General features: G+C 63.1%; 30 protein-coding genes. 8 read left to right on the forward strand and 22 right to left on the reverse strand.

The features are described from left to right. The 21 genes from rplF to rpsL form a co-directional block, all read right to left on the reverse strand. Entirely contained in the window at nucleotides 1-534 is a 534-nt protein-coding gene (gene rplF, locus CJO11_RS05515; protein ID WP_095011819.1) for a 50S ribosomal protein L6, read from the reverse strand. Then, nucleotides 534-929 carry a 30S ribosomal protein S8 gene (rpsH, locus tag CJO11_RS05520; protein ID WP_095011820.1) on the reverse strand — a complete coding sequence of 132 codons (396 nt, stop codon included), beginning with the start codon at nucleotides 927-929 and terminating at the stop codon, nucleotides 534-536. The genes rplF and rpsH overlap by 1 nt, the downstream gene beginning before the upstream one ends. Before the next feature lie 11 nt (nucleotides 930-940). Further along, nucleotides 941-1246 carry a 30S ribosomal protein S14 gene (gene rpsN / locus CJO11_RS05525; protein WP_095011821.1) on the reverse strand — a complete coding sequence of 102 codons (306 nt, stop codon included), beginning with the start codon at nucleotides 1244-1246 and terminating at the stop codon, nucleotides 941-943. Nucleotides 1247-1272: 26 nt separating this feature from the next. Next, nucleotides 1273-1854, reverse strand: coding sequence for a 50S ribosomal protein L5 (rplE, locus tag CJO11_RS05530; RefSeq protein ID WP_095011822.1), 582 nt, complete (start codon nucleotides 1852-1854; stop codon nucleotides 1273-1275). After that, nucleotides 1847-2167 carry a 50S ribosomal protein L24 gene (gene rplX / locus CJO11_RS05535; RefSeq protein ID WP_095011823.1) on the reverse strand — a complete coding sequence of 107 codons (321 nt, stop codon included), beginning with the start codon at nucleotides 2165-2167 and terminating at the stop codon, nucleotides 1847-1849. The genes rplE and rplX overlap by 8 nt, the downstream gene beginning before the upstream one ends. Then, the gene (rplN, locus tag CJO11_RS05540) at nucleotides 2167-2535 is read right to left on the reverse strand and encodes a 50S ribosomal protein L14 (RefSeq protein ID WP_095011824.1); all 369 of its coding nucleotides are present in this window, start codon (nucleotides 2533-2535) and stop codon (nucleotides 2167-2169) included. Before rplN ends, rplX begins: the two co-directional genes overlap by 1 nt. Before the next feature lie 87 nt (nucleotides 2536-2622). Next, a complete protein-coding gene (gene rpsQ, locus CJO11_RS05545) occupies nucleotides 2623-2913 on the reverse strand; it encodes a 30S ribosomal protein S17 (RefSeq protein ID WP_095011825.1) in 291 nt (96 codons plus the stop codon). Between the two features lie 9 nt (nucleotides 2914-2922). Then, a complete protein-coding gene (gene rpmC, locus CJO11_RS05550) occupies nucleotides 2923-3156 on the reverse strand; it encodes a 50S ribosomal protein L29 (protein WP_276270990.1) in 234 nt (77 codons plus the stop codon). Further along, entirely contained in the window at nucleotides 3153-3587 is a 435-nt protein-coding gene (gene rplP, locus CJO11_RS05555; RefSeq protein ID WP_095011827.1) for a 50S ribosomal protein L16, read from the reverse strand. Before rplP ends, rpmC begins: the two co-directional genes overlap by 4 nt. A gap of 15 nt (nucleotides 3588-3602) precedes the next feature. Beyond that, nucleotides 3603-4298 (reverse strand): 30S ribosomal protein S3, encoded by a 696-nt coding sequence (gene rpsC / locus CJO11_RS05560; RefSeq protein ID WP_095011828.1) that lies wholly within the window; start codon nucleotides 4296-4298, stop codon nucleotides 3603-3605. 3 nt (nucleotides 4299-4301) lie between these two features. Beyond that, a complete protein-coding gene (rplV, locus tag CJO11_RS05565) occupies nucleotides 4302-4679 on the reverse strand; it encodes a 50S ribosomal protein L22 (protein WP_095011829.1) in 378 nt (125 codons plus the stop codon). After that, nucleotides 4679-4954 carry a 30S ribosomal protein S19 gene (gene rpsS / locus CJO11_RS05570; RefSeq protein ID WP_095011830.1) on the reverse strand — a complete coding sequence of 92 codons (276 nt, stop codon included), beginning with the start codon at nucleotides 4952-4954 and terminating at the stop codon, nucleotides 4679-4681. Before rpsS ends, rplV begins: the two co-directional genes overlap by 1 nt. A gap of 6 nt (nucleotides 4955-4960) precedes the next feature. Continuing rightward, entirely contained in the window at nucleotides 4961-5797 is an 837-nt protein-coding gene (rplB, locus tag CJO11_RS05575) for a 50S ribosomal protein L2 (RefSeq protein ID WP_095011831.1), read from the reverse strand. 14 nt (nucleotides 5798-5811) lie between these two features. Then, complete coding sequence (locus CJO11_RS05580; RefSeq protein WP_095011832.1) at nucleotides 5812-6123, reverse strand: 50S ribosomal protein L23; 312 nt, start codon at nucleotides 6121-6123, stop codon at nucleotides 5812-5814. Then, a complete protein-coding gene (gene rplD / locus CJO11_RS05585; protein ID WP_095011833.1) occupies nucleotides 6116-6739 on the reverse strand; it encodes a 50S ribosomal protein L4 in 624 nt (207 codons plus the stop codon). Before rplD ends, CJO11_RS05580 begins: the two co-directional genes overlap by 8 nt. Before the next feature lie 2 nt (nucleotides 6740-6741). Beyond that, nucleotides 6742-7629 (reverse strand): 50S ribosomal protein L3, encoded by an 888-nt coding sequence (gene rplC / locus CJO11_RS05590; protein WP_095011834.1) that lies wholly within the window; start codon nucleotides 7627-7629, stop codon nucleotides 6742-6744. Between the two features lie 182 nt (nucleotides 7630-7811). Then, nucleotides 7812-8123, reverse strand: a complete 312-nt coding sequence (rpsJ, locus tag CJO11_RS05595; RefSeq protein ID WP_034905023.1) for a 30S ribosomal protein S10 — start codon at nucleotides 8121-8123, stop codon at nucleotides 7812-7814. 319 nt (nucleotides 8124-8442) lie between these two features. Beyond that, entirely contained in the window at nucleotides 8443-9633 is a 1191-nt protein-coding gene (gene tuf / locus CJO11_RS05600; protein WP_095011835.1) for an elongation factor Tu, read from the reverse strand. A 97-nt stretch (nucleotides 9634-9730) separates the two neighbouring features. Continuing rightward, entirely contained in the window at nucleotides 9731-11824 is a 2094-nt protein-coding gene (fusA, locus tag CJO11_RS05605; protein ID WP_095011836.1) for an elongation factor G, read from the reverse strand. 154 nt (nucleotides 11825-11978) lie between these two features. Beyond that, nucleotides 11979-12449 carry a 30S ribosomal protein S7 gene (gene rpsG / locus CJO11_RS05610; protein WP_095011837.1) on the reverse strand — a complete coding sequence of 157 codons (471 nt, stop codon included), beginning with the start codon at nucleotides 12447-12449 and terminating at the stop codon, nucleotides 11979-11981. A 167-nt stretch (nucleotides 12450-12616) separates the two neighbouring features. Then, the gene (rpsL, locus tag CJO11_RS05615) at nucleotides 12617-12988 is read right to left on the reverse strand and encodes a 30S ribosomal protein S12 (RefSeq protein ID WP_006831873.1); all 372 of its coding nucleotides are present in this window, start codon (nucleotides 12986-12988) and stop codon (nucleotides 12617-12619) included. 638 nt (nucleotides 12989-13626) lie between these two features. Here rpsL and CJO11_RS05620 point away from each other — a divergent pair. The 6 genes from CJO11_RS05620 to CJO11_RS05645 all read left to right on the forward strand — a co-directional run bounded on the left by CJO11_RS05620 (nucleotide 13627) and on the right by CJO11_RS05645 (nucleotide 18709). Beyond that, nucleotides 13627-14541 carry a hypothetical protein gene (locus CJO11_RS05620; RefSeq protein ID WP_095011838.1) on the forward strand — a complete coding sequence of 305 codons (915 nt, stop codon included), beginning with the start codon at nucleotides 13627-13629 and terminating at the stop codon, nucleotides 14539-14541. Further along, nucleotides 14538-15146, forward strand: a complete 609-nt coding sequence (locus tag CJO11_RS05625) for a GTP pyrophosphokinase (protein ID WP_095011839.1) — start codon at nucleotides 14538-14540, stop codon at nucleotides 15144-15146. Before CJO11_RS05620 ends, CJO11_RS05625 begins: the two co-directional genes overlap by 4 nt. 47 nt (nucleotides 15147-15193) lie before the next feature. After that, on the forward strand, nucleotides 15194-15997 hold the full coding sequence (locus CJO11_RS13350) for a hypothetical protein (RefSeq protein ID WP_240504578.1): 804 nt from the start codon (nucleotides 15194-15196) through the stop codon (nucleotides 15995-15997). Nucleotides 15998-16081: 84 nt separating this feature from the next. Then, entirely contained in the window at nucleotides 16082-17350 is a 1269-nt protein-coding gene (locus tag CJO11_RS05635; RefSeq protein ID WP_205651110.1) for an LptF/LptG family permease, read from the forward strand. Nucleotides 17351-17354: 4 nt separating this feature from the next. Next, complete coding sequence (gene lptG, locus CJO11_RS05640; protein WP_095011840.1) at nucleotides 17355-18452, forward strand: LPS export ABC transporter permease LptG; 1098 nt, start codon at nucleotides 17355-17357, stop codon at nucleotides 18450-18452. Between the two features lie 44 nt (nucleotides 18453-18496). Then, nucleotides 18497-18709, forward strand: a complete 213-nt coding sequence (locus CJO11_RS05645) for a hypothetical protein (protein WP_095011841.1) — start codon at nucleotides 18497-18499, stop codon at nucleotides 18707-18709. Nucleotides 18710-18733: 24 nt separating this feature from the next. On the opposite strand, the gene CJO11_RS05650 is transcribed toward CJO11_RS05645, so the two are convergent. Beyond that, on the reverse strand, nucleotides 18734-19822 hold the full coding sequence (locus tag CJO11_RS05650) for a fatty acid desaturase family protein (protein ID WP_095011842.1): 1089 nt from the start codon (nucleotides 19820-19822) through the stop codon (nucleotides 18734-18736). A 124-nt stretch (nucleotides 19823-19946) separates the two neighbouring features. Between CJO11_RS05650 and CJO11_RS05655 the strand changes: the two genes are divergently transcribed. Together CJO11_RS05655 and CJO11_RS05660 are read left to right on the forward strand one after the other, a co-directional pair. Then, nucleotides 19947-21104, forward strand: a complete 1158-nt coding sequence (locus CJO11_RS05655; protein ID WP_420823149.1) for an N-acetyltransferase — start codon at nucleotides 19947-19949, stop codon at nucleotides 21102-21104. A 211-nt stretch (nucleotides 21105-21315) separates the two neighbouring features. Further along, a complete protein-coding gene (locus tag CJO11_RS05660; protein WP_095011843.1) occupies nucleotides 21316-21774 on the forward strand; it encodes a response regulator in 459 nt (152 codons plus the stop codon). The last annotated feature ends 229 nt before the right edge of the window (nucleotides 21775-22003 follow it).

Here is a 22003-nt window from a genome sequence, read left to right on the forward strand (position 1 = left end):
TTACTTCTTCTTCCCTTCCTTGCGGAAGACGTATTCGCCGCGGTACTTGATGCCCTTGCCCTTGTAGGGTTCAGGCTTGCGCCAGCGGCGGATTTCGGCGGCAAACTGGCCCACGGCCTGCTTGTCGATGCCGGAAATCTCCACGGTGGTCTGGTCGGGCGTCTTCACTTCGAGACCTTCGGGAACCGGGAGGTCGACGTCGTGCGAATAGCCGAGCTGGAGCTTGAGCATCTTGCCCTGCGCCTGCGCACGGTAGCCGACACCGGTGATCTCGAGGACCTTGGTGAAGCCTTCGGTCACGCCTTCGACCAGGTTCGAGACCAGCGTGCGCTGCATGCCCCAGTAGGACCGCGCCTGCTTGGTGTCGTTGGCCGGGTTGACCTGGATTTCGCCTTCTTCGACCTTGTAGTCGATGAGGTCGCTGAGCCCCAGCGAGAGGGTGCCCTTGGGCCCCTTCACGGTGAGCGTGTCACCCTCGATAGCGGCGGTCACGCCACTCGGGATAGCGACCGGCTTTTTGCCGATGCGGCTCATCAGAACACCTCCGCCAGCACTTCGCCGCCGACGTTCTGGGTGCGTGCTTCGGCATCCGAGAGCACGCCCTTGGGCGTCGAGACGATGGTGATGCCAAGGCCGTTGCGTACGGTCGGGAGCTCCTTGCTGCCCGAATAGACGCGGCGGCCCGGCTTGGAGACGCGAGCGACATGCTTGATCGCCGGCTCGCCTTCGAAATACTTCAGTTCGATCCGCAGCGCCGGGTGCTTGCCCGATGCGTCCTCGCTGTAGCCACGGATGTAGCCTTCGCGCTGGAGCACTTCGAGCACGTTCGCACGCAGCTTGGACGCGGGCGAAAGGACGGAGTCCTTCTTCGCCTGCTGGCCGTTGCGGATGCGGGTGAGCATATCACCCAAGGGATCGGTCATAGCCATTCGTCAGATCCTCACCAGCTCGACTTTGTCACGCCCGGGATCATGCCCTTGTTGGCAAGATCGCGGAGTTCGACGCGGCAGAGGCCGAACTTGCGGTAATAGCCGCGCGGGCGGCCGGTGGTGGCACAACGGTTGCGGACCCGGGTCGGGTTCGCGTTGCGCGGGATTTCAGCCATCTTGAGACGCGCAATCAGGCGCTCGGACTCGTCCTTGGACTCGTCGTCAGCAATCGCCTTGAGCTTGGCATACTTTGCAGCATACTTCTGCACGAGCTTCTTGCGCCGCTCGTTCTTGTTGATGGAACTCAGTTTCGCCATGGACTTAAGCTCTCTTCCTTAGCGGCTCACGCCGCTTCCTTCTCTTCCGACTGATCAGCCGGGAATGGGAAACCGAACAGGCGCAGCAATTCACGTGCTTCCTCGTCGGTCTTCGCCGTGGTGGTCACGATGATGTCCATCCCCCGGACCTTCTCGATCTTGTCGTACGAGATTTCCGGGAAAATGATCTGTTCCTTCAGGCCCATGGCGTAGTTGCCACGGCCGTCGAAGCTCTTCGGGTTCAGCCCGCGGAAGTCGCGGATGCGCGGCATCGCGATCGTCACCAGACGATCCATGAATTCGAACATCCGGTCGCGGCGCAGGGTCACCTTGCAGCCGATCGGCATGCCTTCGCGCAGCTTGAACTGGGCGATCGACTTCTTGGCCTTGGTGATCACGGGCTTCTGCCCGGCGATCAGGGCCATTTCCTCGGCCGCAGTCTGGACCTTCTTCTTGTCCTGGCTCGCCTCGCCAACGCCCATGTTGAGCGTGATCTTCTCGAGCTTGGGGACTTCGAGCGCGTTCTTGTAGCCGAACTTGGCCGTCATCGCCTTGGCGATCTCGGCTTCGTACTTGGCCTTCAGGCGCGGAGTGTAGGTGTCAGCCATCGATGGTTTCCCCCGACTTCACGGCAACGCGGACCTTCTTGCCGTCCTTGGTTTCGAACCGGACGCGGGTCGGCTTGCCGTCCTTGGGATCGGCCAGCGCCACCTTGGAGATGTCCATCGCCGCGGGAACGCGGTCGATGCCACCCTGCGGGTTGGCCTGGCTCGGCTTGCGGTGACGAGCCATCACGTTGATGCCCTCGACAACGACCTTGCCGTCCTTCGGCATCACGGACTGGACGGTGCCGCTGCGGCCCTTGTCCTTGCCCGAGAGCACGACGACGGTGTCGCCCTTCTTGATCTTCGCGGCAGCCATCACAGCACCTCCGGAGCGAGCGAGATGATCTTCATGAACCCGCGGCCGCGCAGTTCGCGCACCACCGGGCCGAAGATGCGGGTGCCGATCGGCTCCTCGCTCTTGTTGACGAGCACCGCGGCGTTGCTGTCGAAGCGGATCACGCTGCCATCGGGGCGGCGGACGTCCTTCTTGGTGCGCACGATCACCGCACGGTGAACGTCGCCCTTCTTCACGCGGGTGCGCGGGGCAGCTTCCTTGACGGAGACGACGATAACGTCGCCCACGCCGGCAAAGCGACGCTTCGATCCGCCCAGTACCTTGATGCACTGGACGCGCTTGGCGCCGCTGTTGTCGGCGACGTCGAGCGTGGATTGCATCTGGATCATCGATCCGGTTCCTTCTTGCTCGGCTTGCCGGAACCAGTCCGGCAGTTCCTAAAAATCACTCCCCGCCCGACCGGGCGGAAAACCTGCTCAGTTACCTGCTTCCTCGACCTCGAGATCGGCCTCGACGGCCTGGACCCCGCCAGCCTGGACGCGATCCTTCACGGCCCAGGTCTTGGTCTTGGAGATCGGCTTGGTCTCCTCGATCCGCACCACGTCGCCCGGCTTGTATTCGTTGGCCGCGTCGTGGGCGTGATACTTCTTCGAACGACGGATGATCTTGCCGTAGAGCGGGTGTTTCACCTTGCGCTCGACCAGCACGGTCACGGTCTTGTCGGTCTTGTCGGAAACAACCGTCCCGATCAGGATACGCTTGGGCATATCGGTTCCTTACTTCGCTTCGGCGGCGCGAGCGCGCTCGCCCTGCAGCGTCTGGATGCGCGCGATGTCGCGGCGGACTTCCTTGATCCGCGCGGGACGCTCGAGCTGGTTGGTCGCGGCCTGGAAACGCAGGTTGAACGCCTCGCGCTTCAGTTCGACGAGCTGGGTCGCCAGCTGGTCGTCGGTCTTGACGCGCATGTCGGCGACCTTGCCGGAGTTCTTGACGGGCTGCTTGGCCATCATTCGCCTCCCAGGTGGGATTGGTCGCCCAGGCGAGCGACAACCTTGGTCTTGATCGGCAGCTTCATGGCTGCGCGGCTGAACGCTTCCGCGGCGAGCGGGCCGGGGACACCGTCGAGCTCGAACAGGATGCGGCCCGGCTTCACGCGGGCGGCCCAGTATTCGATCGCGCCCTTGCCCTTACCCTGACGGACTTCGGCAGGCTTCTTCGACACCGGCACATCGGGAAACACGCGGATCCACAGGCGCCCCTGGCGCTTGATGTGGCGGGTGATCGCCCGGCGAGCGGCTTCGATCTGGCGCGCGGTGACGCGTTCCGGCTCGAGCGCCTTGAGCCCGTACGAGCCGAAATTCAGCGCGGTACCGCCCTTGGCGTCGCCCTTGATCCGGCCCTTGAAGGCCTTGCGGAACTTGGTTTTCTTCGGTTGCAGCATTGCTCTTACCTAGTCTCAGCGAGCCGGCCGGACGCCGGAGGTCTGGGCCTCCATCATCAGGCGGTCCTGCGCGGTCGGATCGTGGCCGAGGATCTCGCCCTTGAAGATCCACACCTTGATGCCGATGATGCCGTAGGCGGTCAGCGCTTCGGCTTCGGCGTAGTCGACGTTGGCGCGCAGGGTGTGCAGCGGCACACGGCCTTCGCGGTACTGCTCGACGCGGGCGATTTCTGCACCGCCGAGGCGGCCACCGCACATGATCTTGATGCCTTCGGCACCCAGACGCATGGCGGACTGCATCGCGCGCTTCATCGCCCGGCGGAACGCCACGCGGCGAACCAGCTGGTCGGCGATGCCCTGGGCGACAAGCTTGGCATCGATTTCCGGCTTGCGGATCTCGACGATGTTCAGCTTCACTTCGCTTTCGGTCATCGCGGCGAGCTTGGCGCGCAGCTTCTCGATGTCGGCGCCCTTCTTGCCGATGATGACACCGGGGCGGGCTGCGTAGATCGAGATGCGGCACAGCTTGGCCGGACGCTCGATCACGACCTTCGAGATCGCCGCCTGCGGCAGATTCTCGACGATGTACTTGCGGATCTCGATGTCCTCGGCGAGCAGCTTGGCGTAGTCGCGCCCTTCAGCGTACCAGCGGCTGTCCCACGTGCGGTTGATCTGCAGGCGCAGGCCGATCGGGTTGGATTTATGACCCATTGATCAGGCCTCCTCAGCTTCGCGAACCACGATGCGCAGCCGGCTGAACGGCTTGAGGATGCGCGTGGACTTGCCACGGCCGCGCGTGTGGAAACGCTTCATGGTGATCGACTTGCCGACCGATGCCTCGGCAACGACGAGCGCGTCGACGTCGAGGTCGTGGTTGTTCTCGGCATTGGCGATGGCCGAAGCGAGCACCTTGGAGGCGTCCTTGGCCATGGCCTTCTTGGAGAAGGAGAGGATGTTCATCGCATCTTCCGCCTTCTTGCCGCGGATCAGCTCGGCGACGAGGTTGAGCTTCTGCGCGGAACCACGGATCATGGTTCCGACAGCGAGCGCTTCGTTGTCGGCGACGCGGCGGGGAGCTTTCTGCTTGCCCATCAGCGCTTACCCTTCTTGTCGGCGGCATGGCCCGGGAACGTGCGCGTGGGCGCGAATTCGCCAAGCTTGTGGCCGACCATGTCTTCGTTGACGGAGACCGGAATGAACTTCTGGCCATTGTAGACGCTGAACGTCAGGCCGACGAACTGCGGCAGGATCGTGCTGCGGCGCGACCAGGTCTTGATCGCCCCACGGGCACCGTTTTCCTGGGCGTCTTCTGCCTTCTTCAGCAGGTGCAGGTCGACAAACGGACCTTTCCAGACGGAACGAGCCATTTTCGCTTACCTCTTCTTCTTCGCGTGGCGCGAACGGATGATCATCTTGTCCGTCTGCTTGTTCTTGCGGGTGCGGGCACCCTTGGTCGGCTTGCCCCACGGGGTAACCGGGTGACGACCGCCCGAGGTCCGGCCTTCACCACCGCCGTGCGGGTGGTCGACCGGGTTCTTGGCGACACCGCGGGTCAGCGGGCGACGGCCCTTCCAGCGGGTGCGGCCGGCCTTGCCGAAATTCTGGTTCTGGTTGTCCGGGTTGGACACGGCACCGACGGTGCCCATGCAATCCGAACGCAGGTAACGCTGCTCGCCGCTGTTGAGGCGAACGATCACCATCCCGCGGTCGCGACCGACGATCTGGACGTAGGCACCGGCTGAACGAGCGATCTGCCCACCCTTGCCCGGCTTCATCTCCACGTTGTGGCAGATGGTGCCGACCGGCATCTGGCCCAGCAGCATCGCGTTGCCCGGCTTGGTATCGACCTTCTCGCCCGCGATCACCTGGTCGCCGACGGCAAGCCGCTGCGGCGCGATGATGTAGGCCAGTTCGCCGTCATCGTACTTGACGAGCGCGATGAACGCGGTGCGGTTGGGATCGTATTCGATCCGCTCGACCGTGCCGGCCACGTCCCACTTGCGACGCTTGAAGTCGATGAAGCGGTACTTCTGCTTGTGGCCGCCGGCGATGCCGCGCGAAGTCACATGGCCCTTGTTGTTACGGCCGCCGGTCTTGCGCTTGCCTTCGGTAAGCGCCTTGACCGGCTTGCCCTTCCACAGGCCGGACTTGTCGACCAGGATCAGGCCGCGACGGGCCGGGCTGGTCGGTTTGTAGTTCTTGAGTGCCATTGTCCTGGTCCGCCTCAGATACCGCTGGTGATGTCGATCGAATCCTGGCCTTCAGCCAGCGTCACGACCGCTTTCTTCACGTCCGAACGCTTGTAGGGCTTGCCCTTCCAGCGCTTGGTCTTGCCCTTCATCACGACGGTGTTCACCGCAGCGACCTTGCGATCGTAGATGGCCTCGACGGCCTCCTTGATCTGCGGCTTGGTCGCATCGCCCGCCACCTTGAACACGACGGCGTTGTGCTCTGCAGCCAGCGTCGCCTTTTCGGTGATGTGCGGGGCGATGATCACGTCGTAGTGACGCGCGTCGATTTCCTGCTTCTTAGCCATTGAAGCGCGCCTCCAGCTTTTCGACAGCGGCCTTGGTAAGGACCAGCGTGTCGTGCTTCAGGATGTCGTAAACGTTGGCGCCGATCGCGGGCAGGACGTTGACGCCCTTGAGGTTGCCCGAAGCCTTCTTGAAGCCTTCGTCGACCGCGTCGCCGTCGATCACCAGCACCTTGCCGTTCCAGCCGTTCTTGCCGAACGCAGCGGCGAGCGCCTTGGTCTTGGCATCCTTGAGCGTCAGGCTGTCGACGACCACGAGACCGTCCTTCGCCTTGCTCGAAAGCGCCATCTTCAGGCCGAGCGCACGGATCTTCTTGTTCAGCGAAACGTCGAAATCGCGCTTGCGGGCACCGTGGGCCTTGCCGCCGCCGATGAAGATGGGGGCTGCGCGGTCACCGTGACGAGCCGTGCCGCCACCCTTCTGGCGACCCCACTTCTTGCCGGTGCGGGCCACGTCGCTGCGCTCGCGGGTCGGGCGAGCGGTGCCGCGCCGGTTCTCGAGCTGCCAGGTGACGACGCGGTGCAGGATGTCGGCGCGCGGCTCGACGCCGAACACGGCATCACTCAGCTCGACATCGCCGGCCGCCTTGCCGTCGATTTTCTGGACCTTGACCTTCACGATCAGGACTCCTTGCTTTCGTCCGAAGAGCCTTCGCCCTCGGCCGTGTTGTCTTCGCCGACCGCCGGGGTCGTTTCGTCACCGGCGCCAGCCTTCTGCTCCTTGAGCAGTTCGGCCTGGTGCGCAGCGTCGACCTGCGTGTGCACTTCATGTTCGGCAGCGGTCTCGACCAGGCCGGCATCGGCCTCTTCGTGTGCGGGCGCGGAGCCCTGCTTTTCGAGGATCGCGGCCGGGAACGGCAGGTCGTCGGCGTGCTTGAGCTTGACTGCGTCGCGGACAAGCAACCAGGCGTTCTTCGCACCCGGGACCGAGCCCTTGACGAAGATCAGCCCGCGGGTAGCGTCGGTGCGCACGACTTCCAGGTTCTGCTGGGTGCGCTGACGGTCGCCCATGTGGCCGGCCATCTTCTTGTTCTTGAACACGCGGCCCGGATCCTGGCGGTTACCGGTCGAACCGTGCGAGCGGTGCGAAAGCGAGACGCCGTGGGTGGCGCGCAGGCCCCCGAAGCCCCAGCGCTTCATCGCGCCGGCAAAGCCCTTGCCCTGCGTGTGGCCGGTGATGTCGACCTTCTGCCCGGCGATGAAGTGTTCGGCGCTGATGTGCGAACCGACGGGGATGAGTGCATCCTCGCTCTCGACGCGGAATTCCGCGACGCGCATCTTCAGGCCTACTTCCGCCTTGGCAAAAGCTTCGCGCTGCGGCTTGTTGACGTTCTTCTGCTTGGCTTCGCCTGCGCCGAGCTGGACAGCGTAATAGCCGTCACGGTCAGCGGTACGATGCGAAACCACCTGGCAGTCTTCCAGTGCAAGGACGGTAACCGGCACATGGCGGCCGTCCTCCTGGAACAGGCGGGTCATCCCGACTTTCTTTGCGATCACGCCTGAGCGCATGACCAGATCTCCTAACAGAGGCACACGGGACCATTCCCGGGTGCTTGCCAGCCCAAATTGTCATGCATCGCCCCGTCCGGGCTGAAACTGCCATTCCTCGCGGAGCGGCGAGACGGGGGACGCTGCCCGGCAGGTGCCGGAGGTATCCCTGTGTCCGCGAGGCCGGAGCCCCGCAGCCGAAATCAAGCCAGCTTGATCTCAACGTTGACGCCAGCCGCCAGATCGAGCTTCATCAGCGCATCGACGGTCTGGGCGTTGGGCTGCACGATGTCGAGCAGCCGCTTGTAAGTGCGCACCTCGAACTGCTCGCGCGACTTCTTGTCGATGTGCGGGCCGCGGTTCACGGTGAACTTCTCGATGCGCGTCGGCAGTGGAATGGGTCCCCGGATCAACGCACCCGTACGACGGGCGGTATCCGCAATCTCGCCAGTCGCCTGGTCGAGCACGCGGTGATCGAACGCCTTGAGGCGAATGCGGATATTCTGAGCTTCCATGTCCACTTACCGATGCGAAAGAGCCAAGGAGCTCGCGCTCCCCAAAAAAGAAAGGCCCGCCCCGCTTGCCCGGTTTCCCGGAACGGGCGGCCTCCCCGAAATTCTATTGTCGAACACCCGCCGGTCCGGCGAATCTCCGTCTGTGGGCGCGCCTATACGGAGGAGCCGGGTCGCTGGCAACCCCGAAATCGGCGATTTTTGGCCGCGCCGCGAAAGTTTCCGATGAAACCGGCACGACGCCTTCGCGAAGAAAAAGGAAAGGGCCCGCCTCTCGCCAGGAGAGACGGGCCCGAATTCCGTTAGCTGTCGCTAGCGAAGATTACTTGGTGATCTTCGAAACGACGCCCGAGCCGACGGTGCGACCGCCTTCGCGGATCGCGAAGCGCAGGCCTTCGTCCATCGCGATCGGCGCGATCAGCTTGACGCCGATCGAGACGTTGTCGCCCGGCATGACCATCTCGGTACCCTCAGGGAGGACAACCTCACCGGTCACGTCGGTGGTGCGGAAGTAGAACTGCGGGCGGTAGTTGGCGAAGAACGGCGTGTGACGGCCACCTTCGTCCTTCGACAGCACGTAGACTTCGGCTTCGAAATCGGTGTGCGGATTGACCGAACCCGGCTTCGCGAGAACCTGGCCGCGCTCCACCTCTTCGCGACCGACGCCGCGGATCAGGGCACCGATGTTGTCGCCCGCTTCGCCGCGATCGAGCAGCTTACGGAACATTTCCACGCCGGTGACGGTGGTCTTCTTGGTGTCCTTGATGCCGACGATCTCGACTTCGTCACCCACGTTGACAACGCCAGTCTCGACGCGGCCGGTAACAACCGTACCACGACCCGAGATCGAGAACACGTCTTCGATCGGCATCAGGAACGCCTGGTCGACCGGACGGTCGGGCTGCGGGATGTACTCGTCGACGGCATTCATCAGCTCGATGATCGAGTTCTTGCCAATCGCTTCGTCGCGACCTTCGAGAGCGGCCAGCGCCGAACCCTTGACGATCGGAATGTTGTCGCCGTCGAAGTCGTAGCTCGAAAGCAGCTCGCGGACTTCCAGTTCGACGAGCTCGAGGATTTCCTCGTCGTCGACCTGGTCGACCTTGTTCATGTACACGACCAGCGCCGGCACGCCGACCTGGCGGGCAAGCAGGATGTGCTCGCGGGTCTGCGGCATCGGGCCGTCGGCAGCGTTCACGACCAGGATCGCGCCATCCATCTGGGCGGCACCGGTGATCATGTTCTTCACGTAGTCGGCGTGACCCGGGCAGTCGACGTGCGCGTAGTGGCGCGCAGCGGTCTCGTACTCGACGTGGGCGGTCGAGATGGTGATCCCGCGCTCACGCTCTTCCGGAGCCTTGTCGATGTTGGCGAAGTCGACAGCTGCACCGCCGTGCTCTTCAGCCATCACCTTGGTGATCGCCGCGGTCAGCGTGGTCTTGCCGTGGTCGACGTGACCGATGGTGCCGATGTTGCAGTGCGGCTTGTTCCGCTCGAATTTTTCCTTGGCCATTTTACTCGTAACCTCTGTCTGTCTGGAAATGAATTTCACCAAGCCTCGAGGTCGGCACCCGGTGAATCAGGCGCCGCCCCTAGACGCTTGCCCTCTCTTAGGCAAGCTTCTCCTTGACCTCTTGCGCGACGTTCGCCGGCACTTCGTCGTAGTGGCTGAACTGCATCGTGTACTGGGCGCGGCCCTGGGTAAACGAACGCAGCTCGTTCACGTAACCGAACATGTTGGCCAGCGGCACGTTGGCCTCGACCACCTGGGCGTTGCCCCGGCTATCGGTGCCCTGGATCTGGCCACGGCGGCTGTTGAGGTCGCCGATGACGTCGCCGAGGTAATCCTCGGGTGTCACGACCTCGACCTTCATGATCGGCTCGAGCAGCTTGATGCCCGACTTCTCGGCGACTTCGCGCATCGCGCCGCGACCGGCGATTTCGAACGCGATCGCCGACGAGTCGACGTCGTGGTAAGCACCGTCGTAGAGCGTGATCGTGAAGTCGATGATCGGGAAGCCGACGAGATAACCGCTCTCGGCCTGCTCGCGCATGCCCTTCTCGATCGCGGGGATATATTCCTTCGGAATGTTACCGCCCTTGATCTCGTCATTGAACACGATGCCCTGGCCGCGCTCACCCGGCTCGACCTTGACCTTCACGCGACCGAACTGGCCCGAACCACCCGACTGCTTCTTATGGGTGTAGTCCACATCGACCGGACGGTTGAGCGATTCACGATAGGCCACCTGCGGCGCGCCGACGTTGGCTTCGACCTTAAATTCGCGCTTCATGCGATCGACCAGGATGTCGAGGTGAAGCTCGCCCATGCCCTTGATGATCGTCTGGCCCGACTCGTGGTCGGTGCTGACGCGGAAGCTCGGATCCTCGGCGGCCAGGCGGTTGAGCGCAACGCCCATCTTTTCCTGGTCGGCCTTGGTCTTGGGCTCCACCGACAGCTCGATCACCGGTTCGGGGAATTCCATCCGCTCGAGGATGATCGGGGCCTTCTCGGCGCACAGCGTATCGCCGGTGGTGGTCTCCTTGAGGCCAGCCAGCGCGACGATGTCGCCCGCAAATGCCTCGTCGATGTCCTCGCGGTTGTTCGAGTGCATCAGCAGCATGCGGCCGATCTTTTCCTTCTTGTCCTTCACCGAGTTCAGGACCGAACCCTTAGAGAGCTTGCCCGAATAGATGCGGGTGAAGGTCAGCGAGCCGACGAACGGGTCGTTCATGATCTTGAACGCCAGCGCCGCGAACGGCTCGTCATCCGAGCTCGGACGGGTCGCTTCGGTCTCGCCGTCGAGCAGCACGCCCTTGATCGGCGGCACGTCGAGCGGGCTCGGCATGTAGTCGACCACCGCGTCGAGCAACGGCTGGACACCCTTGTTTTTGAACGCCGAACCGCACAGCACCGGAACAAACGCGCGCTCCATCGTGCCCTTGCGGATGAGCCGCTTGAGCGTCGCCGCGTCGGGCTCTTCGCCTTCGAGGTAGGCTTCCATCACGTCGTCGTCCTGCTCGACGGCAGTCTCGATCAGCTTCTCGCGATATTCGGCGGCCTTGTCGGCGAGGTCGGCGGGGATGTCGACGTAGTTGAAGTTCGCGCCCAGGCTCTCGTCTTCCCAGACGATGCCGCGGTTGTTCACCAGGTCGACGACGCCCTTGAGGTCGCTCTCCGCACCGATCGGCAGGTAGAGCACCAGCGGGTTCGCGCCGAGGCGGTCGATGATCGACTGCACGCAGTAGTAGAAGTCGGCACCGGTACGGTCGAGCTTGTTGATGAAGCACATCCGCGGAACACCGTACTTGTCGGCCTGGCGCCACACGGTTTCGGACTGCGGCTCCACGCCCGCGACGCCGTCGAACACCGCGACCGCGCCGTCGAGCACGCGCAGCGAGCGCTCGACTTCGATGGTGAAGTCGACGTGCCCGGGGGTGTCGATGATGTTGATGCGGTGCTTGGGGCCCTGGCCGTCTTCGGCCGACCAGAAGGTGGTCGTTGCCGCCGAGGTGATGGTGATCCCGCGCTCCTGCTCCTGCTCCATCCAGTCCATCGTCGCGGCGCCATCGTGCACCTCGCCGATCTTGTAGGACTTGCCGGTGTAATACAGAATGCGCTCGGTCGTGGTGGTCTTGCCGGCATCGATGTGCGCCATGATGCCGATATTGCGATAGCGCTCCAGCGGATATTCGCGGGCCATGGAAAATTCCTCGGTTCGTGCGGGGAGCCCTCTTGCGGAGGGTCGCGCCCCATATAGTTAAGAATGTGACCGGTTAAAGTCGGTCGCCCCGCCTGTCCCCCGCCCGGTGTCTCGACCATGCTCGACACGAACGGGGCAAAGACGAAGCATCAGATCACCAGCGATAGTGGCTGAACGCGCGGTTGGCGTCGGCCATGCGGTGGGTATCTTCCCGCTTCTTGACCGCGTTGCCGCGATTGTTGGCCGCATCCATCAGCTCGCCCGAAAGGCGCGCCGCCATGGTGGTTTCCGGGCGACCGCGCGCAGCGGTGATCAGCCAGCGGATGGCCAGCGCCTGGGCACGCTCGGGGCGCACCTCGACCGGCACCTGGTAGGTGGCACCACCCACGCGGCGGCTGCGGACCTCGATCTGCGGCTTGATGTTGTTCAGCGCATCGTGGAACACCGCGACCGGATCGGTCTTGGCCTTGGCTTCCACGGTATCGAGCGCACCATATACGATGCGTTCGGCGACCGACTTCTTCCCGTCGAGCATGAGGTTGTTCATGAACTTCGACAGCACCTGATCACCGAACTTCGGGTCAGGCAGGATTTCCCGCTTCTCGGGACGACGACGACGTGACATTTTATCCGTACTCCTTCGGAGTTCGGGGTTCGGCTCCGGCCCGTCTCCCCCTCCCAACCACCCGATAGCCTACCGGGGATCATATCGGGTGGTTGGGAGGGGGAGTCGGGCTGGCACCGCAAGGTCAGCACGGATGTGCTGACCGCACCCCACAAAAACCTAAAACCTTACTTCGGACGCTTGGCGCCGTACTTCGAACGGCTCTGCTTGCGGTCCTTCACACCCTGCGTGTCGAGCACGCCGCGCAGCACGTGGTAGCGCACGCCGGGAAGGTCGCGCACACGCCCGCCGCGGATCAGCACGACGCTGTGTTCCTGCAGGTTGTGGCCCTCGCCGGGGATGTAGGAGATGACCTCGCGCTGGTTCGTCAGGCGGACCTTGGCCACCTTGCGCAGCGCCGAGTTCGGCTTCTTCGGGGTCGTGGTATAGACGCGGGTGCAGACGCCGCGCTTCTGCGGGTTCTGCTCCATCGCAGGGACCTTGCTCTTGGCCTTCTGCGGAACGCGGCCCTTGCGGACCAGCTGGTTGATCGTCGGCATAGATTCTCTTCTCTTCACCGTGTGCCCGACCCGGATGGGTCAAGGCGTTAATGGCGGCGACTAGCGGGATGCCGATGGAATGTTCGATGGTCCGGGCGAGCCACGCGCGGCGCAGCGATGCGCCATTGCGTAGATATTCGCACGAGCCTGAAACGCTCCACCAGGCAAGCCGCACGGCCACCGGGTTACTTTGACGGCTGCCCCAAGGTTCCCGGAAGGCGCCCCTTTCGGGGACCGCAGCCCCGGACCTGATCCGGGGCCGTTCGCCTCCTGGTCTGCCTCAATAGAAAAGAGCCCCTCGCATGGTGTGAGGAGCCCCGGGACATGACCGGCAATGTTCAGCTCTATCTGCCCGGTGTTGGACGAATCCTACGCCGGATGGGCGCGCCCTTAGGCGGGAAAGGGGTGGGGGTCAAGGGCTTGCGTTAGGCGCAGTTGATCGACAAGTTTCGCCAAAATCTGCCTGGAAATCTGTTTTCAATGATTTCACAAACAAAATAGATGGATTAAGTGCAATCTATTAGCCGTTGGCGGAGGGTCGAGTGCCAATAACAAATGTCCACACATACCTCGTCCATGCAAATAAGGGCATAGACCCACCAGCCGCTATTGGTGGAGCAGAAGTTCCCCTGCAAGGCATGGTCTATGAGCTGTTGCGGGATATCTACGACAATGCAGAGAATGAGTGCGTAATTGACATTGCATTTAACGTCTCAAACGATGGCCAACAGTTAAACCCTTGCCGCAGCCTTCTCCAAGATTATCTGACGAATCCGACCACAGCCAACGGAAGGACCCTTGCAGAACGCCTTGGAGGTGTCACGACAAAACGCTCGGGTTTGGGCCTATTATTCCTAGTTAAGGGACAAGATGAAGCAAACCACAAGATTGTGGTCGCGCGGTTCCCCGCAAAAAGCGGAATCTTGGCCGAGGAGGGGCAGAATCAACTAAGCATCGAATATCTCGAACGCGTATTCATGCGTAGCGCCACGGCATACAAGGCCGTTTTGTTCGCCGGCACTTCGATCAGAAACCAGTTTTGGATTGGCAAGGCGGTCGACCGACAAATAAATAGCCGAGACATTGAGACTTCGGCCTATTGGATCGTCGATTTCCTTGATGCCGATCTTCGAACAACTTCGGCACTTGGAACTCGTAGGCTCGCAATTGCAATTCGCGACGCCGCGAGACACGCCGCTGATCTGACGGTTAAGCAGGAAATCGTATCGGCTGTCACATTAGCGGCAGGACTTAACAATCAAGTCCTAAGCCCAAGACAGTTTGTTCAAAATTTTGCTCTTTCAAATGCCGCATCGCAGGCAATATTTGATGGCATTCCCAACAACCTCCTTGACGAAACATTTCGCTTCGACCGGGCTGAGTTCATGCGACAGGTTCCCGTCAAGTCTGTTAAACTCGACAATGGCGCACTGTTGATGGGCCAAACCGACGAATTTGAGGAATTATTCGACCGCGAGGAAGTCGGTGAAGGACAAGTTAGATTTTCGACTACCGGCAGGATAATTTCCGAGAAGCTTGAGAAAATAAAATGACCCTATCAGAAGAGTATGCGGATCGCTTTGCCTCCGTTCTCACGCCTTCGGCCAGCCTTATTCAGAAGGATTTGGTGGAATGGCTGGACGGAGAGCCGCGAATTGATCGCATTTCGGCCCGAGCTAAGAGTGTAGACCGATTTGTTGCGAAGGCATCAAAGATGTCGAGCGGCAAACCCAAATATGATGACCCACTAAACGAAATTCAGGACCAGATCGGTGCCAGAATTATCGTGTTTTATGAATATGACGTTGATCGAGTATCAGATATTATAAATCGATATTTGAAACCTATCGAATTCAAGATGATGTCACCTGAAAGTCAATGGACATTTGGTTATTTTGGCAAGCATTTTATCTACCTTACGCCAACTCATATAGTTGAGTCTGCTGGTGAGAAAAGAGAAGAAGTTCCATTCTGTTTCGAACTTCAGATCAAAACTCTCTTTCAGCACGCGTGGTCAGAGGCCAATCACGATCTTGGGTACAAACCGGGAGAGCAAGAGCTTGACCCGGAACACGAGCGAATGCTCGCATTTGCCTCTGCCCAAGCATGGGGAGCAGACAAAACCTTCTCCCAACTAGTGAAAGAGCGGGCTGGTTAGTTATTGAATTTCCTACACTCTAAATTTTTGCAATCTACCTGCGGGTTATGTCCGACCCAACCCCCACCCGAAAAATCGCCCGCCAGGCCACCTCCGCCGTCGCCTTTACCGCCGAGCCGCCGGAGGACGACAATCCGCTGCTCGCCTTCCCCCCCTATCGCCACGCCGCTCCGCGCCGCAACTCGATCACGCCCGAGCTGCAGCGCCGATTCGTCTCCACCCTCGCCGCCACCGGCATCGTCACCCAGGCCGCCAAGTCCATCGGCAAGAGCATGGAGGCGCTCTACAAGCTGCGCGCGCGGCCCGGCGCGGAAGGGTTCGCCGCAGCATGGGACGCGGCGCTGGAGCGCGGGGTCTCCCGGCTGGAGGATTGCGCGCTCGAACGCGCGATCCAGGGCACGCCCACCCCGATCGTTTCGGGCGGGGAGCTGCTGGGATACTGGGACAAGCCCGACAACAACCTGCTGCGCTTCCTGCTCCAGCATCGCCTGTCCGAAAGATACGGCGTGCAGAAGCTCAAGCCCGGGCACCCGGTGTACGAAAGCATCCGCGCCGAAGTGCTGGCCGAGGAAGCCAAGAAGCGCGACGAAAGCGAGGAAGACGTGATCCGCTCGCTGACCGACCGGCTCGAGCGGATGCGCCAGCGGCAGGTGGAACAGGGCACGCTGTGGATCGACGAGAACGGCCGCGGGCACGCGGTGCCGCCCGAACACTGGCCCGACAAGCCGTGGGAATACTGGCCCGAGCGCGCGCCCGACGGCAGCCCGCACATGACCCGCAGGGAAGCGGGCGATGGCGAGGGCTGGGGTGATGACGACGACGATGATGACGACGATGGTTGGGCCGTCTGACCGGCGCACAAGGGGGCATGACCTGCGCCGAAATTCCCGCTAGGGCCGGTAGCCACGCTTTCACCCGGACGCCGCGCACCGCCCTTGTTCAAGTTCCTCCCTGCCATCGACCGCTACATCCTGCGGCTGACGATCGTGCCGATGATCGGCGTGTTCGTGCTCGCCGCGTCGCTGCTCACGCTCGACCAGATGCTGCGGCTGTTCGATTTCGTCGGCACCGAGGGCGGGCCGATCGACGTGGTGCTCAAGATGCTCGGCGCGCTGATGCCCGAATACGCCAGCCTGGCGATCCCGCTCGGCCTGCTGCTCGGCGTGCTGCTCGCGTTCCGCAAGCTGGCGACCAGCAGCGAGCTCGACGTGATGCGCGCGGTGGGGCTGAGCTATGGCCGGCTGCTGCGCGTGCCCTATGCCATCGCGGTGGTGCTGGTGGCGGTGAACATCGCGCTGGTGTTCTATGTCCAGCCGATCAGCCAGTATTACTACGCGCGGCTCAACTACGAGCTGCGCTCGGGCGCGCTGGGGGCCTCGATCAAGGTCGGCGAGTTCACCACGCTCAAGGACAAGATGGCGCTGCGGATCGAGCAGAGCGAGGACAACGGGCAGAAGCTGCTGGGGATCTTCGCCCGCGTGGCGGACGGCAAGGGCAACGTGCTGTCGATCTCCGCCAACGAGGGGCGCTTCCTCGCCACCAGCGACAATCCCAACACGATCATCCTGCGCCTGCGCGACGGGACGGTGGTGCAGAACCTACCCGACACGACCTCGCGGGTGATGAACTTCACCGAGCAGGACCTGCCGATCGACCTGCCCGCGGTCGAGGCGTTCCGCAAACGCGGCGCGGGGGAGAGCGAATACATCCTGCCCGAGCTGCTGCGGATCGGGTGGAGCAATTCCTCGCCGCTCCCCGCGCGCGACGCCAGCCAGGCGAGCTTCAACTACCGCACGGTCGAGGTCGTGATGATGCTGCTGATGCCGCTGCTGGCGGTGGCGCTGGCGATCCCGCCCAAGCGATCGAGCAGCGCGCTGGGCGTGTTCGTGTCGATCGTGATGGTCGTCGCCTATCACAAGGTGAACCAGTACGGGCAGGACGTCGCCACGCTCGGGCGGATCGATCCGGCGATCGCCTTGTGGGGGCCGTTCGTCATCTTCGGGGCGCTGATCATCTGGATGTACTGGCGGGTGGCGCACGTGCCCGGCGGGCAAGCGATCGGCGCGCTGGAAACGATTTTCGCGAAGATCTCCAAGCGGCTCGCCAAGCTGTTCAAGCGCCAGCGCAAGCTGGTCGGCATCCTGCCGGAATCCAATTCGGACGAGGACGAAGACGAAGACTTCGCGACCGAGGGGGCTCGCTAGCGCCGTGCAGCTCGAATTCTTCCCCAGCCGGACGCTGACGATGTACCTCGCCAAGCTGTTCATCGTGCGGATCGTCTCCGTGCTGGTGATGCTGGTGATGGTCCTGCTGATGCTCGACCTGCTGTCGCACAGCGGCGCGGTGCTGGCCGCCCCCGGCAACGGGCAAGCGCAAGTGTGGCACTATGCCGCGTTGCGCGCGCCACAGCTGGTCGCCCGGTTCCTGCCCTATTCGGTGCTGCTGGCGACGATCATCACGCTCGCCACACTCAACCAGAACTCCGAAGTGATCGCGATGAAGGCGGCGGGGCTGTCGGCGCACCAGGTGCTTGCGCCGCTGCTGCTCACCGCGCTGGTCGTCTCTTTGCTCAGCTTCGGGTTCAACGAGCGGGTGGTGACCCGCGCGACCGCCACGCTCAACGCGTGGGAGGCCAACGACTACGAGCGGCTGCCGACCGATTCGGGCGTGCGCGCCAACGTCTATGTGACCGACGGGACCAACATCCTCTATGCCACCAACGTCGAGGGCCACGGCGCGAAGATGACGATGGAGGGCGTGACCTTCTATCGCCGCGCGCCGAGCGGAGCGATAGCGGACGAAGTGCGGGCCGAGCGTGCGGTCTATGCGGCTCCCGGCTGGCGGCTGACCAACGCGATCCGCTTCAACGTCGCTTCGGCTACGTCGAGCAAGCTTGCCACGGTGGTTGTCGGGCCCGACCTGACCCCCGGCCAGGTCGATCTCGGCAGCGTCAATCCCGACACCCAGCCACTGTGGGAGCTGTCGAAATCGATCGCCGACTATCGCGACGCCGGGCGACGCACCGCGGAGCTCGACGCGAAGTGGTGGCACAAGATCTCCGGCCCGCTGTCTGCGCTGCTGATGCCGCTGCTGGGCGCAATCGCTGCGTTCGGGCTCGCCCGCTCGGGCCAGCTGTTCCTGCGCGCGATCATCGGCATGGCGCTGGGCTTCGCCTACTTCGTGCTCGACAACGCCGCGCTGGCGATGGGCAACTTCGGCGGCTACCCGCCGCTGATTGCCGCTTGGGCACCGTTCTTCCTGTTCCTGCTGATCGGCGAGACGGTGCTGATCCGCACCGAGGAATGATCGCTTCGCGGAACCGCGAACCGGCCCGAGGATTACCCCTTGTGATGCACAACACTCTCCTGCTCGCCGCTTCCGCCACGCTGCTGATCGCGCTGGGGGGCTGTCACAAGGCCGAGCGCAAGGGTGTCGCCAAGTCCGACGCTGCCGTGATCAAGGAAATGGATTCCGAAGACGGCCCGGCACCGCCGCCCGAAGAAGGACGCGGCCAGATCGAGGATAGCGGGGTTGTTGCAGGCAACGCAAGTGGGGGAAGCTGAGCTGGCCGTTCAGGCTTCGGCAGGCTACTTGCGCGCGACCATGGTGCTCGCGGCAATCCGCCCGACCAGCGGGATCATCCCGCGATAGTTGGCCTTGAGGTAAGTCGAATCCGCCCCTAGCTCGCGTGCGAGGCGGCGGTGCGCTTCAGCCAGCGAATGGTACGGCATCGAAGGCATCAGGTGGTGCAGCGCGTGATAGCGCAGGCCCACCGGCGCCCACAGCTCGGCCATCAGGCCGGGCGGCGGGACGTTGACAGAATCGAGGTATTGCGCGGTCACCGTCATCGGTTCGCCTTCGTTTTCCCACAAATGCGCGACGAGCGTGCGCAACTGGTTGAGCACCGCGACGGCGGAGAACACCGCCAGCGCAACCAGCAACGGACGCCAGCCGAGCCACCAGATGCTGGCGAACAGCACCAGGGCCCAGATTGCCGCGCCGGCCTCGAGCAGGATGAACCGCCTGCGGTTGGCCTCGCTCGGCGGGCGGCGGCGATAGTCGGGGTTGATCGCCAGCGTCGAAAACCGCTCCCAGTTGATCCGCCGCAGCGGAGGGACCAGCAGACCGAGCGGCGTAAGCAGGCCGTAACGGATCATCAGCGCAGGCGGTGCGAGCAGCGAAACCAGCAGGAACGCCGGCAGGCTCCACGGTTTCATCAGCGCCAGCGGCAGGTATTCCGGATCGTCGGGCGTGCCGTACTTGGTTCGCGCGTGGTGGATCGTATGCCCGTCCTCGTACATGAACGACGGGACCAGCATCGGGATGCCGACCAGCAGGTTCCACGTGGTGCGAAAGCCCGGCAGGGCGTCGCGGTGCATGTGCGAGATCTCGTGGATGAACAGCAACGCGCGATAGAGCGCCAGCACCGCAACCACGCCCAGGCCCAGCGCGACCCAGCCGTTGTCGGTCACGATCGCCCCCGCCAGCAAGGCATAACCGACCAGCGCCGAGCCGAGCATGTCGGGCCAGTAGATCGAGCCCTTGGCGGTGTTGAGATCGCGCGTCAGGTCGACCGCAGCGCGCAGCATCGCCTTGTCGTCGGCAATCGGCGCGCGTGCGGTGGCGGCGGAGCCGGTTTCCGGTGCGGTGAAGGTTGCAGGCTGGCTTGCGGTCATAATTGGCTTTTCCGAAAGGTGGACAGGTCCTATCTGCGCCCTTCCCGTGGCGGCATTCAATGGCCTAGGTCAAATTTGCCCCAAACACCCCTGCGCGCAAGACGCGATGAACGAGGCGATGGCCGTGTCCGACCGACAGATAGAGATAGTACCCGTCACGAACAAGCGCGAGCGCGCCGAATTTGTCGATCTCAGTTATCGGCTCAATGCCAGCGACCCGCACTGGGTGCCGCCCTTGCGGATGGAAGCGATGGAGCTTGTCACCCCGGGCAAGAACCCGTTTTTCGAACACGCCGACGTCCAGCTGTTCCTCGCCCGCAGCGGTGGGCAAGCGGTCGGGCGGATCTCGGCCCACATCGACCACCTCGCGATCGCCCAGCCGCCCGAGCAGGGAATGGGCCCCGGCACGGGCAACTGGGGGCTGCTCGAGGCCGAGGACGCGGCAGTCGCTGCTGCACTGATCGGCCGGGCCGAACAATGGCTGCGCGAGAAGGGCATGACCCGCGTGCTCGCGCCGCTGTCGATGTCGATCTGGGAAGAACCCGGCCAGCTGGTGCGCGGCCATGACCATTCGCCCACGGTGATGATGGGCCACCAACCCGAACGTTATCGCGACTGGATCGAGGCGCTCGGCTACGCCAAGGCCAAATCGCTGCTCACCTACGAGCTCGACATCACGCAAACCTTCCCGCCGCTGATCGAGCGGATCGTCGCCTCGGGCGAGAAGAACGCGAAAATCCGTATCCGCAACGTCGACAAGTCGAAGTTCGATGCCGAAGCGCGGCTGATCCTCGACATCCTCAACGATGCATGGTCGGACAACTGGGGTTTCGTGCCGTTTACCGAGACCGAAATCGCCTATGCCGGAAAGAAGTTCAAACCGATCGTCCACGAAGACCTGATCATGGTCGCCGAATACGACGGCGAGCCGGTGGCGTTCATGATGACGCTGCCCGACCTCAACGAAGCGATCAAGCCGATGCGCGGCAAGCTGTTGCCGTTCAACTGGATCAAGCTGCTGATGTGGCTGCGCGAGCCGCGCGGACGGACCATGCGGGTGCCACTGATGGGTGTGCGCAAGAAGCTGCAATCCTCGCGCATGGCGAGCCAGCTGGCTTTCATGATGATCGAATACATCCGTCGCAACGCCACTTCGCGCTACGGCGCGACGCGCGGCGAGATCGGCTGGATCCTCGACGACAACCAGGGAATGGTCGCGATCGCCGAAGCGATCGACAGCCACATCAACCGCGAATACGTGATCTACGACAAACCTCTCTGAGCGGCCGCAGGCGGCGTTCTTCCAACCCGCTTTGCGTGGCATTTCGGCAACGGGCCGGGCAATTCGATGAGCGGCGGGAACAGCGAGCGGCACCGGCTCGTTCGATTGTCACAACCGGTTCATCTCGCATCCGGCATTGTGCCCACCAGAGACAGCGCCATCGCCGCCGACGCAACGGCCCGGCGACCGGCGCATAGGAGCGACGCGTCACATGTCCATCACCCGTGAATTGCCCCGCGAGCAGGCTCGGCCCCTGCCGCCGCTGGGGCGGATCCTGGTGGTGGAGGACGATCCGATCCTGGCCATGTCGATCGAGCTTGCCTTGGTCGATGCCGGGGCCAGCGCTGTGGTCGTGTGCCGCACGAGCGGAGAAGCGTTGGCGGCGCTGCGCGCGCACAAGCCCGACGCGATCGTGCTCGACGTCCACTTGGCCGATCGGAGCGACGGCTGGGCGATCGCCGAGCTCGCCAGTTCGGTCGGGCCGCGGCCACCGCGGATCGTCTTTTCGACCGCTGCGCCGCAGGAAATCCCGCCAGATATCGCGCAACTCGGACCGATCCTGGAAAAGCCCTACGAACCCGAACAGCTGGTCGAAGTGCTGCGCGCCCAGCGCGGCGCCTCCGGGCTGATATCCCGGCTGCGCAAGGCCTTGCCGCACCTCGCAGGCTGACACTCTGCCCGCTTCCTGGCTTCGCGACGAAAAAAGGCCTCCGCGGCATTGCGCCTGCGGAGGCCCTTCGGGATCGTGTCACCAGCCGTTTGGACGGGAGGGGGGGTCTCGGTGGTGACAATGATGAAATGCTCGAGCCGAATTCGGGTTCCCGCGAATCGAAAAAAATTGCTGCGAATGGACTGCTGGCAATTCAGGTGCGGAACTTTAGGTTTCGCGTAACGTTGGA

The sequence above is a fragment of the Tsuneonella mangrovi genome, assembly GCF_002269345.1.
In the GTDB taxonomy this organism is placed as follows: domain Bacteria; phylum Pseudomonadota; class Alphaproteobacteria; order Sphingomonadales; family Sphingomonadaceae; genus Tsuneonella; species Tsuneonella mangrovi.

Excerpts from the sequence above, each read along its gene's own strand:
- rpsS (WP_095011830.1), bottom strand. The coding sequence starts at position 4,954 with ATGGCTCGTTCCGTCTGGAAAGGTCCGTTTGTCGACCTGCACCTGCTG.
- rpsG (WP_095011837.1), bottom strand. The coding sequence starts at position 12,449 with ATGTCACGTCGTCGTCGTCCCGAGAAGCGGGAAATCCTGCCTGACCCG.
- CJO11_RS05645 (WP_095011841.1), top strand. The coding sequence starts at position 18,497 with ATGCACAACACTCTCCTGCTCGCCGCTTCCGCCACGCTGCTGATCGCG.
- rpmC (WP_276270990.1), bottom strand. The coding sequence starts at position 3,156 with ATGATGGCCAAGCAGCCCGTCAAGAACTCCGGCAAGGTCGCCGACATG.
- CJO11_RS05660 (WP_095011843.1), top strand. The coding sequence starts at position 21,316 with ATGTCCATCACCCGTGAATTGCCCCGCGAGCAGGCTCGGCCCCTGCCG.
- rplF (WP_095011819.1), bottom strand. The coding sequence starts at position 534 with ATGAGCCGCATCGGCAAAAAGCCGGTCGCTATCCCGAGTGGCGTGACC.
- rplX (WP_095011823.1), bottom strand. The coding sequence starts at position 2,167 with ATGGCTGCCGCGAAGATCAAGAAGGGCGACACCGTCGTCGTGCTCTCG.
- rpsJ (WP_034905023.1), bottom strand. The coding sequence starts at position 8,123 with ATGGAAGCTCAGAATATCCGCATTCGCCTCAAGGCGTTCGATCACCGC.
- rplC (WP_095011834.1), bottom strand. The coding sequence starts at position 7,629 with ATGCGCTCAGGCGTGATCGCAAAGAAAGTCGGGATGACCCGCCTGTTC.
- rpsL (WP_006831873.1), bottom strand. The coding sequence starts at position 12,988 with ATGCCGACGATCAACCAGCTGGTCCGCAAGGGCCGCGTTCCGCAGAAG.
- tuf (WP_095011835.1), bottom strand. The coding sequence starts at position 9,633 with ATGGCCAAGGAAAAATTCGAGCGGAACAAGCCGCACTGCAACATCGGC.
- rplE (WP_095011822.1), bottom strand. The coding sequence starts at position 1,854 with ATGGCTGACACCTACACTCCGCGCCTGAAGGCCAAGTACGAAGCCGAG.
- CJO11_RS05650 (WP_095011842.1), bottom strand. The coding sequence starts at position 19,822 with ATGACCGCAAGCCAGCCTGCAACCTTCACCGCACCGGAAACCGGCTCC.
- rpsQ (WP_095011825.1), bottom strand. The coding sequence starts at position 2,913 with ATGCCCAAGCGTATCCTGATCGGGACGGTTGTTTCCGACAAGACCGAC.
- fusA (WP_095011836.1), bottom strand. The coding sequence starts at position 11,824 with ATGGCCCGCGAATATCCGCTGGAGCGCTATCGCAATATCGGCATCATG.
- rpsC (WP_095011828.1), bottom strand. The coding sequence starts at position 4,298 with ATGGGTCATAAATCCAACCCGATCGGCCTGCGCCTGCAGATCAACCGC.
- rpsN (WP_095011821.1), bottom strand. The coding sequence starts at position 1,246 with ATGGCGAAACTGAGTTCCATCAACAAGAACGAGCGGCGCAAGAAGCTC.
- CJO11_RS05580 (WP_095011832.1), bottom strand. The coding sequence starts at position 6,123 with ATGGCTAAGAAGCAGGAAATCGACGCGCGTCACTACGACGTGATCATC.
- rplN (WP_095011824.1), bottom strand. The coding sequence starts at position 2,535 with ATGATCCAGATGCAATCCACGCTCGACGTCGCCGACAACAGCGGCGCC.
- CJO11_RS05620 (WP_095011838.1), top strand. The coding sequence starts at position 13,627 with ATGGTCTATGAGCTGTTGCGGGATATCTACGACAATGCAGAGAATGAG.
- rpsH (WP_095011820.1), bottom strand. The coding sequence starts at position 929 with ATGGCTATGACCGATCCCTTGGGTGATATGCTCACCCGCATCCGCAAC.
- rplV (WP_095011829.1), bottom strand. The coding sequence starts at position 4,679 with ATGGGCAAGCAGAAAGCTCCCCGCCGCGTCGCCGACAACGAAGCGCTC.
- CJO11_RS05625 (WP_095011839.1), top strand. The coding sequence starts at position 14,538 with ATGACCCTATCAGAAGAGTATGCGGATCGCTTTGCCTCCGTTCTCACG.
- rplB (WP_095011831.1), bottom strand. The coding sequence starts at position 5,797 with ATGGCACTCAAGAACTACAAACCGACCAGCCCGGCCCGTCGCGGCCTG.
- CJO11_RS13350 (WP_240504578.1), top strand. The coding sequence starts at position 15,194 with ATGTCCGACCCAACCCCCACCCGAAAAATCGCCCGCCAGGCCACCTCC.
- rplP (WP_095011827.1), bottom strand. The coding sequence starts at position 3,587 with ATGCTGCAACCGAAGAAAACCAAGTTCCGCAAGGCCTTCAAGGGCCGG.